This is a genomic window from Pseudomonas hamedanensis (genome assembly GCF_014268595.2).
Taxonomy (GTDB): Bacteria; Pseudomonadota; Gammaproteobacteria; order Pseudomonadales; family Pseudomonadaceae; genus Aquipseudomonas; species Aquipseudomonas hamedanensis.
Map to the genome: position 1 here is coordinate 1,956,517 of NZ_CP077091.1, position 19,341 is coordinate 1,975,857.

Here is a 19,341-nt window from a genome sequence, read left to right on the forward strand (position 1 = left end):
GTGGTCCTCGTTAGGAAATCAGTTTTTCAAGTTCATCTGCTGATAAACGATTGAGAGCCTCCAAGGATTTAGCCAAAACATCATGAACGGGCTGCGAATCGGGTTGCAGGGCTTGTACCGCCTCGCTGAAAGCCGCCAGATCGGCACTGCCGAACAGGCTCGCCAGCGGGATTTCGACACCCAGCACCTCGCGCAGACGCAGCACCACCTGAGTCGCCAGCAGCGAATGGCCGCCCAGCTCGAAGAAGTTGTCGCTGAGACTGACCCGCTCAAGTTTCAGCACCTCGCCCCAGACTTCAGCGATTTGCTGCTGGAGTGGACTGACGGGCGCCACGTAGGCGTTCTGCAACAGTTGCGCGTCGGGTGGCGGCAGGGCACGGCGATCCAGTTTGCCGTTCGCGGTCAGCGGCAGGCTGTCGAGCAACAGCAGGTGCGCAGGCACCATGTAGTCCGGCAGATTGCCCTTGAGTGCCAGACGCACGCGCTCACGCCAGGCGCCCTGCTCTGCCGGCTCGACCGGTTGCGCCGTGACGAGGTACGCCACCAGTTGCACGCCGCCAGCGCCCGGCTGATCAAGGACCACAGCCTGACGAATGCCCGGCACGGCAAGCAGTTGCGCCTCGATTTCACCCAGCTCGATACGGAAGCCGCGAATCTTGACCTGATGGTCGATGCGGCCGCTGTATTCGATCCGTCCATCGGCGCAATAGCGCGCCAGGTCGCCGGTGCGATACAAGCGCTCGCCATCCTCGCTGAACGGGTTCGGCACGAAACGCAGGGCGCTGAGGTCGGCGCGGTTCAGATACCCCCGCGCCAGACCGGCACCGCTGACGTGCAATTCACCGATGCAACCCTTGGCGACCGGATTGAGATCGGCATCCAGCACGTACCAGGACAAGTCCGCAATCGGCTCACCCAACGGACTGCCCGCCTCGTTGTGCAAGTCCGCCAGCGACAGCGGCCGGTAAGTGACGTGCACGGTGGTTTCGGTGATGCCGTACATGTTGATCAGTTGCGGCGCGCTGTCACCGAAACGCTCGAACCATGGACGCAGGCTCTTGACCTCCAGCGCTTCGCCGCCGAACACGACATAGCGCAGCGCCAGTTCTGCGCTCTGCCGGGAGTCGGTCGCCACCTGCATCAGTTGCTTGAATGCCGAAGGCGTCTGGTTGAGGACGGTGATTTGCTCGCGGCAGAGCAAGTCGTAGAACGCCTGAGGCGAGCGGCTCACCGCGTGCGGCACGATCACCAGACGCCCGCCGTGCAGCAGCGCGCCGAAGATTTCCCAGACCGAGAAGTCGAACGCGTAGGAGTGGAACAGCGTCCAGCGGTCTTCGGCGCCGAAGTTGAACCCGCGCTCGGTGGCCGCAAACAGGCGCAATACCTGTTGGTGCGCGAGCAGCGTGCCTTTCGGTTTGCCCGTGGAACCGGAGGTGTAAATCACATAAGCTAGGTTGTCACTGTCGACCGCCACCTGCGGATCGCTTGCCGGGTAACCGTTGCCCGCCTCGCCCAACAGCAAGGTCTGGACGTTGTCCGGCAAGGCCAGATGCGCCAGCACGCCCGGCTGCATCAATAGCAGGCTGATGCCGCTGTCCTCGACCATGTATTGCAACCGTTCCGCCGGGTATTGCGGATCCAGCGGCAGGTAAGCGCCGCCAGCCTTGAGGATCGCCAACACGCCGACGATCATCTCGATCGAGCGCTCGGCCGCCAGGCCCACCAGCACGTCCGGGCCGACACCGCGCTCGATCAGCGCATGGGCCAGACGGTTGGCGCGGCGGTTCAGTTCGGCGTACGTCAGTTGCTGTTCGTCGAGGCTCAGTGCAATGGCGTCGGGCGCGCGCTGCGCCTGTGCGCTGATCATCTGATGCAGGCTGGCGGTCTGCGGGAACGTCGCGCTATTGCGGTTCCAATCACGCAGCACTGCGTGCTGCTGCGCGGCATCCAGCAGGTGCACGTCGCTGACCCGCTCTGCTGCCGATGCGCAACTCAATTGCAGCAACAACTGCTGCATGTGCCCGGCCATCTGCTCAACGACCGCCGCGCTGAAATGCCGCTGTGCGTAGGCAAATTCCAGCGACAGCGTGTCGCCCAGATCGACCAGCACGGTCAGCGGCAGGTTGGTCTGTTCATGGCTCGACACCTGACCGAAGCGCATGCCTGGCGGCGCGCCTTTATCCAGTGCCGCAGACACCGGGTAGTTCTCGAACACCAGCAGGCTGTCGAACAACCCTTCGCCGCCCTGACCGGCCCAGCGCTGGATATCGAACAATGGCGTGTGTTCGTATTCGCGCAACGCCAGGTTTTGCGACTGCAAGGCCTGCAGCCACGCGCCCAGCGCTTGTTCCGGACGCGGCGCGGCGATCACCGGCAAGGTGTTGATGAACAACCCGACCTGATGCTCGACACCCGGCAAATCGGCCGGGCGCCCCGACACGGTTGCGCCGAACGCCACGGCCGACTGACCGGTGTAGCGCTGCAACAGCAACAGCCACGCGCCTTGCACGACGGTGTTGAGCGTGACTTTGTGGTGGCGGGCGAACTCGCTCAGGCGACGTGTCTGCTGAGCGTCGAGCAGTTGCGTGTGACGACCCTGGCCGCTGTCCTGCGCCGACGCGCCGTCAGCCCAGACGCGAGCGAGCAAGGTCGGCTCATCAAGCAGGCTCAGTTGGGTTTTCCAGAAGGTTTGCGCGGCCTGCGCATCCTGGCGTTGCAGCCAGCCGATGTAGTCACGGTAACGGCCGACGCGGTTCGGCAACGCCTGACCGCTGTAGCGTTGCAGCACTTCGCCGAGCAACTGCGAATTGCTCCAGCCGTCCATCAGGATGTGGTGGCTGGTGTAGATCAGTTCATGGCAATCGTCGGCCGTGCGCACCAGCAGCAGACGCAGCAGCGGCGCCACGCTCAGATCGAAGCCGTGCGCGCGCTCGGCGCTGGCCAGATCCTCGAGTGCTTGCGCCTGACCGGCCTGACCGCGCCAGTCCTGCACGCTGAACGGCAACAGCGCCTGACGCTGCACCACTTGCACCGGTTGTGCTTGCTCGCCGGTCCAGATGAAACCGCTGCGCAGCACCTCGTGGGCCTGCACCGTGGCTTGCCAGGCGTCACGGAAACGCTCGACATCAAGGCCGTGCACGCTGACGCGCATCTGGTTGATGTAGTCGCCGCTGCCTTCGGCGAACAGGCTGTGGAACAGCATGCCCTGCTGCATCGGCGACAGTGGATAGAGGTCTTCGACGTCGCGGGCGACCAGCGCCAACCCGTCCAGTTGCGCCTGTTGCAGCGGCGCCAGCGGGAAGTCCGACGGCGTGAAGCCGCCGTTTACAGGGTTCACGCAATGCGCAATCAGCAGGCTCAACTCGGTGGCGTAGTCGTCGGCCAGACGCTGGACGGTGGCTTCGTCGAACATCTCGCGACTGAAGCTCCAGTCCAGGCTCAGTTCGCCGCCATACACCTGACCGTTGAGCGACAGCCAGTTGCTCAGCGGTGCGCTGGCGCTTTGCTCGGCGCCGGCCTTTTCGGCGCTCGGCACAAACAACGCGCGCTCGTCGAACTGACTGTCGAACTGGCCGAGGTAGTTGAAGGTGATCCGCGGCATCGCCAGCTCGGCCAGCGCGGCCCGCGCCGGGGCATCGCCCAAGTGACGCAAGACGCCGAACCCCAGGCCTTTGTTCGGCACGTTGCGCAGTTGCTCCTTGATTGCCTTGATCGAGTCGTCGAGACGCTCCTGCGGGGTCAGGCGCAGGGGGAACAGGCTGGTGAACCAGCCGACGGTACGGGTCAGGTCGATGTCATCGAACAGTTCTTCGCGGCCATGGCCTTCGAGCTGGATCGAGGTCGCCGGTTGCCCGGTCCAGCGGCAGATCACGCGCGCCAGCGCGGTCAGCAGCAGGTCGTTGACTTGCGTGCGATAAGCGCTCGGCGCGTCTTGCAGCAGTTGCCGGGTCAGCCCCGCATCAAGGCGACTCTGCACGACCACGGCATGGCGGTTTTCCAGGCTGCCGGCCGGGTTGTCACACGGCAGTTCGGCCAATGCGCCTTGCGCCTGCCAGTAAGCGAGTTCGGCCTGCAACGGCGCGGTCTCGGCGTACTGTTGCAGGCGCTCGGCGAACGCCTTGAAGGCGCTGGTCTTGAGCGGCAGTTGCACCGTTTGCCCGGCCAGATGCTGGCCGTACGCAGTCTGCAAATCTTCCAGCAGGATGCGCCACGACACACCGTCGACCGCCAAGTGGTGAATGACCAGCAGCAAACGCTGTGAACCGTCGGCCATCCGTGCCAGCACCGCCCGCAACAAGGGCCCGCGCTCGATGTCCAGTGAGCGCTGGGCTTTGTCGCCCAAGGCGTCGAGCGCCGTTGCGTCGGCGACATCCGCCTGCCACAGCACGCTATCCTGCCAGTCCGCCGGCAAATGCAGCGCGTCCCAGCCGTGCGCGGCCTGTTCGAAACTCAAGCGCAACGCATCGTGATGCTCCAGCAACGCCAGCAAGGCGCGCTCCAGCGCCGGGGCATCCAGCGCTTGCGCCGGACGCAACAGCAATGACTGATTCCAGTGCGAACGCTGGGCAATCGCCTGGGCAAAGAAATCATGCTGAATCGGCAGCAACGGCGTTGCGCCGCGCACCGGCCCCTGATCGATCAGCGCCACGGCCTCGGACTGCTGCGCCACGCGCGCCAGACCTTGTACGGTCTGATGCTGGAACAACGCCTTGGCACTGAAGTGAATCCCCGCCGCACGCGCCCGGCTGACCACTTGAATCGACACGATCGAGTCGCCGCCGAGTTCGAAGAAGTTATCGGTGATGCCCACTTGCGCCAGCTTGAGCACGTCTTGCCAGATCGTGACCAGCGCCTGTTCCAGCGCATTGCGCGGCGCCACATAGGTGGCTGGCACGGTGCTGAAATCCGGCGCCGGCAAGGCTTTGCGGTCGAGCTTGCCGTTCGGCGTCAGCGGCAGTTGCTCAAGGAACATCAACTGCGCCGGCAGCATGTAGTCCGGCAGGGTTTCCTTGAGCCAGTCACGCAACGTCTGATCCAGTGACGCTGCCTGCGGATCCGCCTTGCTCACCACATAACCGACCAGTTGCGTGCCGGTGTTGCCTTCACGCGCAACGACCACCGCTTCGTGAACATCGGCGTGGGCCAGCAGGCGTTTTTCGATTTCGCCAAGCTCGATACGGAAACCGCGGACTTTGATCTGGTGATCGACGCGACCGAGGTATTCGATCTGCCCGTCAGCCTGATAACGCACCAGGTCCCCGGTGCGATACATGCGCTCGCCCGTGCGGCTGAACGGATTCGGCAGATAACGTTCGGCCGTCAGGTCTGGGCGCAGCAAGTAACCGCGGGAAAGACCTGCGCCGGCTAGGAACAATTCGCCGACGACCCCCAATGGCACTGGCTGCAGACGGGCATCAAGCACGAAACTGTCGGTGCCGGCCAACGGCCGACCGATGCTCGGCTGGCCACCGGCTTCGCGCCGCACATAGGTCGAGTACGTGGTGTCTTCCGACGGGCCATACAAGTCGTAGACGTGTTGCAGCGTCGGCTGGCTGTACAAGGCATCGACCAGCGATTGTTTCAGCGGCTCGCCCGCAAGGTTGATGATGCGCACGCTCGGCGGGATCTGCCCGGCCTGATGCAGCGCAGCAATCGCCGACGGCACGGTGTTGATCAGGCTGACCCGATCACGTGCCGGCAGGTCCGGCAGTTCCAGCGCGTTTTGCGCGAGGACGAAGAAGCCGCCACCGGCGAGGGTCACAAACAGTTCCCACACTGACAGGTCGAAGCAGATCGACGTCGAGGCCAGAACCCCTTGCAGATCCTCCCGAGTGTAGACGCCGTGGGCCCACTGAATCAGCGCCGCCGCATTGCGATGGGTGATCGCCACGCCTTTGGGCTTGCCCGTGGAACCGGAAGTGTAAATCACGTAGGCAAGGTTATCCGGGCTGCTGAGCGCCGGCAGATTGTTGACGGGCGACACATCATCGGCCTCGGCAGTCACCGCCAACACACGCAGGCCCGGCGCCGCGAGCGCAGCCAACGGCGCGTCGGCGCCCACCAACAACAGCACCGCCCGGCTGTCTTCGAGCATGTAGCTCAGGCGTTCGGTCGGGTAGCTCGGGTCGAGCGGCACATAGGTACCGCCGGCCTTGAGCACGGCCAGCAGCGCAACAATCATCTCCACCGAGCGCGGCAAGGCCACGCCAACCCTCACTTCGGCGGCGACGCCCAGCTCGCGCAATTGCACGGCCAGACGATTGGCGCGGTTATTCAACTGTGCATAGCTCAGTTGCTGTTCACCGAAAATCATCGCCAATGCCTGTGGCGTCGCCGCCACTTGCGCCTCGACCAGCGCTGGCAAGGTGAAATCGGTCGGCTGCGGCAGCTCCAGGCTGTTCCAGTCAGCCAGGATCAGTTGCTGTTCGGCAGCGTCGAGCAACGGCAAATCGCCAATCGCCCGCGACGCGTCCTGACTCACGGCGCGCAGCACATTGAGCCAGTGCCGCGCCAGTTGCTCGATCGTCTGGTGCTTGAACAGGTCGGTGGCGTACGTCAGCGATGCCGCCACACCGCCCTGCACCTCGGCGGTGTCCAGTGTCAGGTCGAACTGTGCCGCGGCGCTGTCCCAGGCAACCCCTTCCATCTGCAAACCGGCCAGGCCGACGGGCTGATGCTGAAGGTTCTGGTGATTGAACAGCACCTGGAACAACGGGCTGTGGCTCAGGCTGCGCTGCGGTTGCAGCGCATCCACCAGTTGCTCGAACGGCAAGTCCTGATACGCCTGGGCCTCCAGCACCGAATGCCGAACCTGTTGCAGCAACTGCTCGAAACCGTGGTCTGGCGCGATCTCGGCGCGCTGCACCTGGGTGTTGACGAAGAAACCGATCAGGCCCTCGGTCTCCAGGCGATTACGGTTGGCCACCGGCACGCCGACACGAATGTCGCGCTGGCCGCTGTAGCGGTGCAGCAAAGTCTGGAACGAGGCCAGCAGAAGCATGAACAGCGTCACGCCTTCGCGCTGTGCCAGGGCGTCAAGCGCGGACACCAGATCGGCCGGCAGTGCGAAGTCAAAACGTGCACCACGGAAACTCTGCTGCGCCGGACGCGGGAAGTCGAACGGCAGCTCCAGCACCGGTTGCTCGCCACCCAGGCGATCACGCCAGTAGGCCAGTTGCCGAGCGCTTTCGCCGTCATTCATCCATTGACGCTGCCACGCCGCGTAGTCGGCGTACTGCAAGGTCAGTGGCGCCAACTGCACATCGCGCGCCTCGCTGAAACCGGCGTACAGACGCACCAGTTCATCGACCATGACTTGCATCGACCAGCCATCGGAAATGATGTGGTGGGCGGTGATGACCAGGACGTGGTGCTCGCTGGACAACTCCAGCAACAGCACGCGCAATAACGGCCCCTGGAGCAGATCGAACGGCCGCTGGATTTCGGCCTCGACCCGCGCCTTCAGCGCTGCAGAACTGCTCTGAGAATCAAAAACCGCGCGCTCGATGATTAACCGTTCGGTCGGGCGAATGACTTGCAGGGTCTGCGTCGGTTGCTCGACAAACACCGTGCGCAGCGATTCGTGGCGCGCCACCAGCGCCTGAAAAGCCTGTTCCAGCGCGGCAACATTCAGGTGCCCGCGCAGATGCAACGCGGTCGGCACGTGGTACGCCGCGCTGTCCGGCTCCAGTTGCCAGAGGAACCACTGACGTTCCTGGGCAAACGACAAGGGCAGCGGCTGGCCACGCTCCAGCGCGACCATCGGCAGCACATGGCTGGTTTGCAGCGCTGCGCAGGCCCGTGCAAAAGCGCCGAGGCTCGGCTGCTCGAACAACACCCGCAACGGCACGTCAAGTTCCAGTTCATGGCGCACCCGGGAAATCACTTGGGTCGCCAGCAAGGAATGACCGCCGCGCTCGAAGAAGTGATCGTCCAGCCCCACCGGCGCGAGGTGCAGCACCGCCTCCCAGATCGCCGCCAACTGTTGTTGCAGTGCGGTTTTCGGCGCTACGTAAGCGTATTGGCTTTGACTCAGGTCGACCTTCGGCAACGCTTTGCGATCGAGTTTGCCGTTGTTGTTCAACGGCAACGCCGCCAGCAGTACCAGATGCGCCGGCACCATGTATTCCGGCAAGGATTGACGCAGCGTGGTTTTCAAGTGGTCGAGCCATGCCGTTTGTGCCAGCGGGTCGTCCGCCAGCCGAGCCGGCTCGGTCGCGACGACATAGGCCAGCAGTTGCGCGCCGCCGACGCCGTCCTGAGCCACCACAGCCGCTTCGCGCACCTGATCAAGCGCTTGCAGGCAGGCTTCGATTTCGCCCATTTCGATGCGGAAACCGCGAATCTTCACTTGATGGTCGATGCGCCCGACGTATTCCAGTGCACCGGCATCGTTGTAGCGCGCCAGATCGCCGCTGCGATACAGGCGCGAACCCGGCTCGCCGCCGAACGGGTCCGGCAGGAAACGCTCGGCGGTCAGCGCCGGGCGGTCGAAATAGCACTGCGCCAGACACGCTTGCGCGCCGATGTACAGTTCGCCGACGCCTTCGGCCGCAAGCAACTCGCCCGCCGCATCCAGCACATACAACGCGCGTCCCGCCGTGGCCTGACCAATCGGAATACCGAAGGTGTCGCTGGCATCTTGCAGACGGCATTCATGCACGCTGGACACCACCGTCGCCTCGGTCGGACCGTAGGTATTGAGCAGCCGCACATGGCCCAGACCCGCGGCGTGCCACAGGCGCAAGCCCTCGACGGACATCGCCTCGCCACCGACGTGAACCTGACGCAGCTGGCCCAGCCCCGCCACGCGGCCGTTGGCGCATTCGCGCGCCAGCAAATACCAGTACGCCGCCGGCAAGTCGGCGAGTGTCACCTGGTGCGCAACGATGGCAGCGGCCATCTGGCCGACATCCCACGGCTCGTCGCCGCGCATGACCAGCGCCGCGCCGACACACAGCGGCGGGTAGCACTGCTCGACGAAACCGTCGAAGCTGAAGGTCGCGAATTGCAGCACGCGATCTTCGGCGGTCAGTTGCGAATACTCGGCAGCGGTCTGACAGAACTCGCGCAGCGCGCCATGATCGATCGCCACGCCTTTGGGTTGCCCGGTCGAGCCGGAGGTGTAGATGACGTACGCGAGGTCCGCCGCGACTGCCTGGTTGTCTGGATCGGTGTCGGCATAAGCGGCCAGCTCAGCCTGCAGATCGCCAAGGCTCAGACGCGTCAGCGTGGTCGGCAGCGGCAGGTCAGCCAGCAAATCGGACTCGCACAGCAACAGATCGAGACGGCTGTCACCGATCATGTAGGCGAGGCGTTCAGACGGGTATTGCGGATCGAGCGGCACGTACGCCGCAGCGCTTTTCAGTACCGCCAGCAGGCTGACGATCAACTGCGGCCCGCGATGCATCGCCAGGCCAATGCGCTGGCCGGGCGCGACGCCAAGCGCCAGCAAGCGATGGGCCAGGCGGTTGGCCTGCGCGTTCAATTCGCCGTAGCTCAGCTGTTGCTCGCCGACTTGCAACGCCAACGCGTGGGGCGTCGCAGCCGCCTGGGCGGCAAAGCGTTGGTGCACCAGCGCTTCGCTGCGCAGTTGCAGCGGCAGCGGTTGACTGGCGGCCAGCACCTGCGCGCGCCCCGCATCGTCCAGCAACTGCAACGCGCCGAGACGGATGTCAGGGGTCGCAACCATTTGCGCCAGCAGGTGCTGCAGATTGGCGCTCAACTGCGCCACTTGCGCGGCACTGAAACGCGCGGTGTCGTAGCTGAATTCCAGGCTCAGGCCGGCGGCCAGTTCGATGCCCAGGGTCAGCGGGTAGTGGGTGCGTTCGTGGTTGTGCAGGTCGCCGAAAGACAACCCGGCCGGCGCGCCGCGCTTGAGCGCTTCGGCCACCGGGAAGTTTTCGAATACCAACAGGCTGTCGAACAGCGCCGTGCCTTGGTGCCCGGCCCAACCCTGAATATCGTAGAGCGGCACATGCTCAAACTCGCGCATGCTCAGGTTCTGCGCCTGCAACTCGCCGAGCCACTGGCCCAGTGGTTGGTCCGGCGCTGCGCCGCAGACCATCGGCAGCGTATTGATGAACAGCCCCAGCTGTTGCTCGATGCCCGGCAATGCCGCCGAACGACCGGCAACCGTGGCGCCAAACGCCACGTAATCCTGACCGGTATAGCGTTGCAGCAACAGCGCCCACGCCGCTTGCATCACGGTGTTCAGGGTGACTTTGTGCTGGCGGGCGAAATCCGCCAGCTCGCGAGTGGCGGCCTCATCGAGCGCAACGATCAGCTCTTCACTGCCCTGCCCGGCAACCGGTGGGCGCAAGGCTTCGGCGAGCAGCGTCGGCGTGTGCAATGGCGCCAGCGCGGCCGTCCAGAACTGCTCACCGGCGCTGGTCGATTGTTGCTGCAACCAGCCGAGGTAATCGCGGTATTGGCCCAGCGGTTTGCCCGGCGCTTGCCCGGCGTAGTGCTGGATCACTTCGGCGAGCAATTGGGCGTTGCTCCAGCCGTCCATAAGGATGTGATGACTGGTGTAGATCAGGTGCCAGGCGTGCGCACCGCTACGCACCAATTGCAGACGCAACAGCGGCGCGGCGCTCAACTCGAAACCCCGCTCGCGCTCGGCATCGGCCAAGGCATCGAGGTCGGCATCGGTCTGCTCGATCACCTGCAATGGCAGCTCGACCTGCCGATGAATCGCCTGATGCGCGCTGTGCAGGCCCTGCCAGTGAAAACTGCTGCGCAGGATGTCATGACGCGCCAGCGCCGCTTGCCAGGCTGCGCTGAAACGCACCAGGTCGAGGCCGTTGATGTCCAGGCGCAACTGGTTGATGTAAGCGCCAACCTGCGGCTCGTACAGGGTGTGGAACAGCATGCCCTGCTGCATCGGCGACAGCGGATACAGGTCTTCGATCTCCGGCAGCGTCAGCGGCAACTCGTCGAGTTGCTGCTGTGTCACGCTGGCCAGCGGGAAGTCAGACGGTGTCGCCTGGCCGGCCGGGGTCTGGCAGCAATGGTCGATCAGCACCTTGAGTTCGTCGGCATAAGCGCTGGCCAATGTCTCGATGGTCGCGGCATCGAACATCTGCTCGCTGAAACCCCATTGCAGGGCGAGCTCGCCGCCATACACCTGGCCTTCGACGGTCAGCCAGTTGGCCAGCGGCGCCTGCTCGTCCTGCGCCGTACCGCTGCGTTCGCGGGCCGGTTCCCACAGCGCAGCCTCGTCGAACTGGCGATCAAACTGGCCGAGGTAATTGAAGGTGATGCGCGGCGGCGCCAGCGCGGCGAGCGACTGCTGCACCGCTGGCTCACCGAGGTAACGCAGCACACCATAACCCAGGCCTTTGCCGGGCACCGCACGCAGTTGCTCCTTGATCGACTTGATTGAGGCCGACAGGCTATCGAGCGGTTGCAGGCTGACCGGAAACAGGCTGGTGAACCAACCCACGGTGCGGGTCAGGTCGAGCTCATCGAACAGGTCTTCGCGGCCATGCCCTTCCAGCTGAATCAGTGCCGAGGGCTGACCGCTCCAGCGGCAAATCACCCGCGCCAGAGCGGTCAGCAACAGGTCATTGACCTGGGTGCGATAAGCCGCCGGCGCGGTTTGCAGCAATTGCCGGGTGAGGTCGCTGTCCAGGCGCACTTCGATTTTCTGCCCGAAACGGTTTTCCAGGCTGCCGTCGGCACGGTCGCACGGCAACTCGGCCGCCGCCGTTTGTTGCTGCCAGTACGGCACCTGCGAACGCAGTTGCGGCAGGTAATCATGCAGGTGTTCAGCCCATGCCTGATAAGCGCTGGTCCGCGCTGGCAGCACCACGCCGCCGCCACTTTCCAGTTGCGTGTAGGCCTGCTGCAAATCTTCCAGCAGCACGCGCCAGGAAACACCGTCGACCGCCAGGTGATGGATCACCAGCAACAGGCGTTGTGTGTTGTCGGCCATTTGCATCAGCAGCGGCCGCAGCAACGGACCGGCGTGCAGATCAAGGCTGCGTTGCGCTTCATCGCACAATGTGGCGAGTGTGGCGGCGCTGTCCGCCTGGCGCTGCCACAAGCCGGATTCGCTGACGGTCTCGGCGTAGGCCTGCTGCCAGCCTTGCGCGGTTTCAGTGAAACGCAGACGCAATGCGTCGTGCTGGTTGAGCAGTTGCGTCAGCGCGCGCTCCAGCACATCGGCCCGCAGGGTTTGCCGTGGAGTCAGCAACAGCGACTGGTTCCAGTGTCCACGCACCGCCATCGGTTGATCGAAAAAATGATGCTGCACTGGCGTCAGCTGCACCGCGCCAGTGGCGGGAGCCTGCTCTTGAGTGGTTTGCTGGTCGAACGTGGCGACCAGCGCCAGACTGCGCACGGTCTGGTACTGGAACACATCACGCGGGCTCAGGCGAATGCCGGCCTGGCGGGCGCGGCTGACCACCTGGATCGAAATGATCGAGTCACCACCGAGCTCGAAAAAGTTGTCGTCCAGGCCGATTCGTTCAGCGCCCAACACCTGCTGCCAAATCGCCGCGAGGGCTTTTTGCAGGTCGTCCTCAGGTTCGACAAATGCCTGCTGAACGGTCGCTTCCGGCTCCGGCAAGGCACGGCGATCGAGCTTGCCGTTGGCGGTTACCGGCAGTTTCAGCAGCGGCATGAAATACGTCGGCACCATGAATTCCGGCAGGCCGGCGAGCAGCCACGCCTTCAGGGTTGGCTGCCATTGCGCGTCCGGCTCGGCGTCAGCGAGCACCAGATACGCGACCAGATGCTTGCCGCCCTGCACCAACACCACCGCCTCGCGCACCGAGGGATGTTGCATCAGCCGGGTTTCGATTTCGCCCAGTTCAATGCGCAAACCGCGCAGCTTGACCTGATGGTCGAGACGGCCCAGGTATTCGATGACGCCATCGGCGCGTTGGCGCACGCGGTCACCGGTACGGTACAACCGCGCGCCGACATGGAACGGGCACGGCACAAAACGCTCGGCGGTGAGCGCCGGACGCCGATGGTAACTGCGTGCGAGACCCGCACCACCCAGGTACAACTCGCCGGCCACGCCCGCCGGCACCGGGGACAACTGCGCATCCAGCACATGGGTGCGCAGGTTGGCGATCGGCTCGCCAATCGGCACGCTGTCGGCGCCCTCGTCGACGCAGGTCCAGTGAGTCACGTCGATTGCCGCCTCGGTCGGGCCGTAAAGGTTGTACAGCCTGGCTTGCGGCAGCTTGGCGAACACTTGCAACTGCGCGTCCAGCGGCAGCGCTTCACCGCTGCAAACGATGCGTTTGAGACTGCTGCACGCCACGACGCCCGGCTCGTGAATAAACGCCTGGAGCATCGACGGGACGAAGTGCAGCGTGGTGATGTGATGTCGGCCGATGGTCTCGATCAGCCGCGCCGGCTCACGGTGCTCGCCCGGCGCCGCCACCACCAGACGCGCGCCGCTCATCAATGGCCAGAAGAATTCCCAGACCGAAACGTCGAAACTGAACGGGGTCTTTTGCAACACTGCGTCGCGCTGATCCAGCGCATAGGCTTGCTGCATCCAGCACAAGCGGTTGACCAGCGCGGCGTGACTGTTGCCGGCCCCCTTCGGTTTACCGGTGGAGCCGGAGGTGTAAATCACATAGGCCAGGTTCAGGCTGTGCATCGGCACCTGCACCCGCGTATCGCTGTAGCGCGCCAGCCAGTCGTCGTTCCGATCAAGGGCGATCACCGTCACCCCTTCGGCCGGCAAGCGTTGCAGCAGGCTGCTTTGGCTCAACAGCAGCGTAATCGCGCTGTCCTCGATCATGTAGGCCAGGCGTTCCTGCGGGTACTCAGGATCCAGCGGCACGTAGGCGCCGCCGGCCTTGTGGATCGCCAGCAGGCCGACGACCATTTCAATCGAACGCTCCATCGCGACGCCCACCAGCCCATCCGGACCGACGCCCTGCTCACGCAGCAGATGGGCCAATTGGTTGGCACGGGCATCCAGCTGCGCATAGCTCAGCTCGGTGTCGCCGAACGCCAGCGCCGTGGCGTGCGGGGTGCGATCGACCTGGGCCTCGATCAGTTGGTGCATGCACTGTTCGGTCGGATAGCGTTGTGCGGTGTCGTTCCAGTCGTGAACCAGCACGTGCAGTTCATCTGCGTCGAGCAGCGGCAGCTCGCCGATACGCTGCTCGGCATCACCGACCATCGCCTGCAACAGACGCGTCCAGTGCCGTGCCATACGTTCGATGGTGGAGGCTTCGAACAGATCGCTGGCATAGGTCAGCGCCGCGCGCAGCTTGCCGCCCTGCTCATAGGTGTCCAGGGTCAGGTCGAATTGGGTCGTGCGGCTCTGCCAGTCGAGCGCGCTCAGTTGCAGCCCCGACGCCGTGGTCAGCGCCGCCAGATCGGCGACCTGCGGCTGGTGGTTGTACATCACCTGGAACAGCGGCGTATGGCTCAGGCTGCGCTCCAGTTTCAGCGCTTCGACCAGTCGCTCGAACGGCAGATCCTGATGCGCCTGGGCGCCCAGCGCGGTGTCCTTGATGTTGCGCAGCAGATCGGCGATGCGGGTCTGGCCATCCAGCTCGGTGCGCAGCACCTGGGTGTTGACGAAGAAGCCGATCAGGCCTTCGACTTCGGCGCGGTTACGGTTGGCGATCGGCACGCCGATGCGGATGTCGTTCTGCCCGGTATAGCGATGCAGCAGCACATTGAAAGCGCCCAGCAACAGCATGAACAAGGTGATGTTGTGCTTGCGCGCCGTGCTGCGCAGTTGTTGCGCCAGTTCGCTGTCGAGGGTGAATTCATGGCGGGTGCCGCGATAGCTCGGCACGGCCGGACGCGAGTGATCGGTCGGCAGTTCCAGCACCGGGTGTTCATCACCCAGGCGCGCCTGCCAGTACGCCAGTTGCCGTGCCTGCTCGCCCGCCTCCAGCCAGCGCCGCTGCCACAACGCGTAGTCGCTGTACTGGATCGGCAACGCCGGCAGTTGCGGTTCGGCGCCCGCATCATGGGCGTCGTAGCAACGGGTGAATTCGTCGATCAGGACATTCATCGACCAGCCGTCGGAGACGATGTGGTGCAGGGTCAGCAGCAACACATGCTCATGCTCGGCCAGGCGCAGCAGTTTCACCCGCAGCAAGGGTCCGCACGCCAGATCGAACGGCTGCAGCGATTGCGCTTCGACCTCGCGCAGTACCGCTTGCTCACGCGCCTGCGCCGGCAACTCGCGCAGATCGACCTGCTCGACGCGCAACGGCGCACTGCCCGGCACCTGCTGCAAACGGTCATCGGCCTGACGCTCGAACACCGTGCGCAAGGTTTCATGACGCGCCACCAGACTGGCGAACGCCTGCTCCACCGCTACGGTGTTGAGAGACCCCTTGAGCCGCACCGCACCGGGCAGATTGTAGGCGCCACTGTGCTGATCCAGTTGCCAGAGAAACCACATGCGCTGCTGGGCGTAGGACAACGCGTGACGATCCTCGGCCTCGACACCGGCGGGAATCGGGAATTGCGCGAAATCCACACCTTCCTTGTTCAGCGCAGCCAGGAACATCTGGCGCTTTTCCAGGGGCAACCCGATAAACCGGCGAGCGAGTTTCAAGGAGTCTTCAGCATTCATTTCTAAGCATCCGGATCAGTAGGCAGGAAGCACAAAGGCACGTCGTCCCTATAAAACGAATGCAGACCGGAAAAATTAGCGAATGAGAACAACTGTCAGGCGGGGGGCAAAGCGCAGGTTTGCGGATATGAAAAACCCCCTATAGGCGTGAGCCTGCTCGCGATAGCGGTATTCCAGACAATGATGAGTTGACTGATACACCGCTATCGCGAGCAGGCTCACTCCTACAGGTTTCGAGCCGATTTCGGGAGTGATTACACAGCAGCCAGCGCACCCAGCCGCCGATGATGAACGTCCAGATGCCCCTTTATCAGGCGCAGCACTTTGGCTTCGTGTTCATGGATGAAAAAGTGCCCGCCAGCAAACATGTCCACGGAGAAACTGCCGGAGGTCTCCCGGCTCCAGCCGATCAACTGTTCGGTGGTCGCACGGTCGGTGCTGCCGCCGAGCACGTGGACCGGGCAATCGAGCAGTGGCCGCTCGACCGGGCGATGGCTGCCGCACAACAGGAAGTCGGCACGCAGGATCGGCAGGGTCAGGCTCATCAATTCCTGGTTTTCCAGGGCCTCGGCGCTGGTGCCCTGCAGCGAGCGTAATTGCTCCAGCAACTCGGCATCGGTTTTGGGGCGCGCCAGGTCACGATCGTATTCGTCGCGCAGACTCGGTGCGGCGGTACCCGAGGCAAACAGCGCCACCGGCGGCGGACAACCCAGGGCGCGCAAGGCGTGCGCCAGTTCAATGGCGAGCAGCGCCCCCAGACTGTGACCGAACAGGGCATAAGGCGCTTGCAGCGAACCGCGCAGCTCACGGGCCAATTGCTGCACCAGCGCCGGCATGTCAGTCTGCAACGCCTCATCGAAACGCATGCCGCGCCCCGGTAATTCCACAGGCTGTAACTTCAGCCACTCGGGCAGTTTGCGCCGCCAGCGGCTGTACACCATCGCGCTGGCCCCCGAATACGGCAGGCACAGCAGTGTCAACTGAGTCACCGCGCTCACCTCCAAAAAAAACCATATTGCTAACAGAACGCACGAGCGCGGCTGAAAGTTAACCAGCGCGGTAAATTTCCCCGCACATGGCACGTCTCCTGTTCACGCCAAAACCAACAAGAGGCATCGCCGTGGACCTGCAGACGATTCTGAGTTTACTGTTCGCCAATGCCAGCGCCGTCGGGATTGAAGGGGTCTTTCAATTCGTGTTTGCCCCGCATCAGGCCTTCTGGTCGGAAATTCGCCAGACCACACGCACCGAAGCCGGACGCCATGCAAGCCCGGACGTGACCATCGAAGTGGCGGAAAAAGATTTCATGGGCATCATGGCCGGCACCGCCAACGTCGAGGAGCTGTTCGCCAGCGGTCGCCTGAAGATTGGCGGCAACATGGGCCTTGCAACGATGCTGCCGCAGATCATCGACCATGCGCGCAGCGGTGCCGCCGCCGTGGAAAAGGTCGATATGAACAAGCGCTACCCGACGCCGCCGCGGGTCAGCGAACGACTGACCGCGCGCCTGCCGGTGCAGACCGTGGTCGAACGCATCGCGCGCAGCGAACTGTCGGTCGAACAGTTCAAGCGCGATTACCTGCCCAACGGCGTTCCGGTGGTCATCAGCAATGCCCTGCACGACTGGCCACTGTTCAAGCTCAGCCGCGAAGAATCGCTGGTGCATTTTGCCCAATTGCAAGGCATCACCCGCCACGGCGATTACGTGAAAAAGACCTTTTCCACCGAGCGTGATTTTCGCTCCACGTCGATGGCCGAATTCATCGCCTCGCTGGACAGCCCGGCCGTCAAAGGCACAGACGGCGAGCCGCCGGCGTACATGGGCAACAACATTTTGCCGGCGCAGTTGCTGGAGCAGATCCAGTACCCGCCCTACTTCGACACCTCGCTGTTTATCCCGCCGCGCATCTGGATCGGCCCCAAGGGCACGCTGACGCCGCTGCACCGCGATGACACCGACAACCTGTTCGCGCAGGTCTGGGGCCAGAAAAAATTCACCCTCGCCGCCCCGCATCACCGCGCGGCGCTCGGTACGTGGTCGACCGCACCACAGGGTGGCCTGGACGGCTGCGATTTCAACCCGGACGCGCCGGACTATGAACGCTTCCCGGCGGCGCGTGAGGTGACATTTCTGCGGGTGACGCTGGAGGCTGGGGATTTGCTGTTTTTGCCGGAGGGCTGGTTCCATCAGGTGGAATCGGTGTCGACGTCGTTATCGGTCAACTTCTGGGTCAACTCCGGCCGGGGCTGGTAACCCGATCCCCTGTAGGAGTGAGCCTGCTCGCGAAGCGGTGGGTCAGTCAGCACATCACCATCTGACCCACCGCCTTCGGGAGCAAGCCCCCTCCCACAATGGAGTTTCATTTCAAGTGGCGGAAACTTTGAAACGCTGAAACCAACACCACCGCCCCCGCCGCAATCGCCAGCCAAAACCCGCTGCGCGCGCCAAACGCATCCACCAACGCGCCCGATCCGGCGGCGCCGATCGCCACGCCAATACTCAACCCCGTCACCAGCCAGGTCAGGCCCTCGGTCAGTTTGGCCGGCGGCACGATGCGTTCGATCAGGGCCATCGCCACGATCAGCGTCGGCGAAAAAAACAGCCCGGCCACGAACACCGCCAGCGACAAGCCGACAATATTGCTCGCCCACAGCAGCGGTAACGTGGTCACTGCCGTCGCCACACCGCCATAGAGAAACAGTCGCGGCAACGGCAGCTTCGAGCGCATTGCGCCGAAGGCGATGCCGGCCAGGCACGAGCCGATGGCGTAGACCGACAAGACAATGCTCGCCGCCGCTGGCTGGCCCTGCTGCTGGGCGAAAGCGACGCTGACCACATCGATCACCCCGACGATGACGCCCATGGCGAGCATCAAGGCCAGCAGCCACTGGACATCCGTCGAACGAATGATCGAGCGCTGATGCTCAGACTCATGCGGATGCACCGGCGGCTCGGTGCTGCGTTGGGCGACGAACACCGTCACGCCGATCGCCAGCGCCAACAACGCCGCCAACGGCCCGGCCTCGGGAAACACCGCGACGGACAAACCCACCGACAGCGGCGGCCCGACGATAAAGCAGACCTCGTCGAGCACCGACTCCAGCGCATAGGCCGTCTGCAATTGCGGCTGGCCACGGTAGATCTCAGTCCAGCGCGCCCGCACCATCGCCGACATGCTCGGCATGCAGCCGGCCAGCGCGGCGCAGACAAACAATGTCCAGTTCGGCGCCTGCATTCGCGTGCACAACAGCAGCATCAGCAACCCACCACCGCCGACCAGTGCTGCTACCGGCAGAACCCGCCCCTGCCCGTAGCGGTCGACCAGCCGCGACACCTGCGGCGCGCAAAATGCCGTCGCCAGGGCAAACGTCGCCGCCACCGCGCCGGCCAGCGCATAGCCGCCGGTCAATTGCGCGAGCATGGTGATCACGCCGATGCCGGTCATGGAAATCGGCATGCGCGCGAGCATCCCGGCCAGCACAAACGCACGGGCGCCGGGGGCGGTGAACAGTTCGCGGTACGGGTTTGCCATGGGGACTGCCTCATCAAGGGCAGCCAACTTGCCATAGGGTTCAAGCGCGTGGAAGCGGCGAATTGTTAGTGGAATGTGAAGCACTCTTCGCGAGCAGGCTCGCTCCCACCAGTGGATTTGCGGCGCACACAGATCCTGTGGGAGCGAGCCTGCTCGCGAAGGGGCCAGCGCAATCACCGCATCCACCCAATGAACTCTCAGCGCCTACCATCAGTCAGCTACTTAAGTCTCTTG

At 64.0% G+C, this 19,341-nt stretch carries 4 protein-coding genes; 1 reads left to right on the forward strand and 3 read right to left on the reverse strand.

The window, feature by feature from the left end:
- Nucleotides 1-10 precede the first annotated feature (10 nt).
- Both HU739_RS08360 and HU739_RS08365 read right to left on the reverse strand, forming a co-directional pair.
- Entirely contained in the window at nucleotides 11-15,574 is a 15,564-nt protein-coding gene (locus HU739_RS08360; protein WP_186550981.1) for a non-ribosomal peptide synthetase, read from the reverse strand.
- Between the two features lie 254 nt (nucleotides 15,575-15,828).
- Nucleotides 15,829-16,563, reverse strand: coding sequence for a thioesterase II family protein (locus tag HU739_RS08365; protein WP_186550980.1), 735 nt, complete (start codon nucleotides 16,561-16,563; stop codon nucleotides 15,829-15,831).
- Between the two features lie 131 nt (nucleotides 16,564-16,694).
- Here HU739_RS08365 and HU739_RS08370 point away from each other — a divergent pair, with 131 nt between their 5' ends.
- Entirely contained in the window at nucleotides 16,695-17,828 is a 1,134-nt protein-coding gene (locus tag HU739_RS08370; RefSeq protein ID WP_186550979.1) for a cupin-like domain-containing protein, read from the forward strand.
- A 106-nt stretch (nucleotides 17,829-17,934) separates the two neighbouring features.
- On the opposite strand, the gene HU739_RS08375 is transcribed toward HU739_RS08370, so the two are convergent.
- Nucleotides 17,935-19,107 carry an MFS transporter gene (locus HU739_RS08375; RefSeq protein WP_186550978.1) on the reverse strand — a complete coding sequence of 391 codons (1,173 nt, stop codon included), beginning with the start codon at nucleotides 19,105-19,107 and terminating at the stop codon, nucleotides 17,935-17,937.
- Nucleotides 19,108-19,341 lie beyond the last annotated feature (234 nt).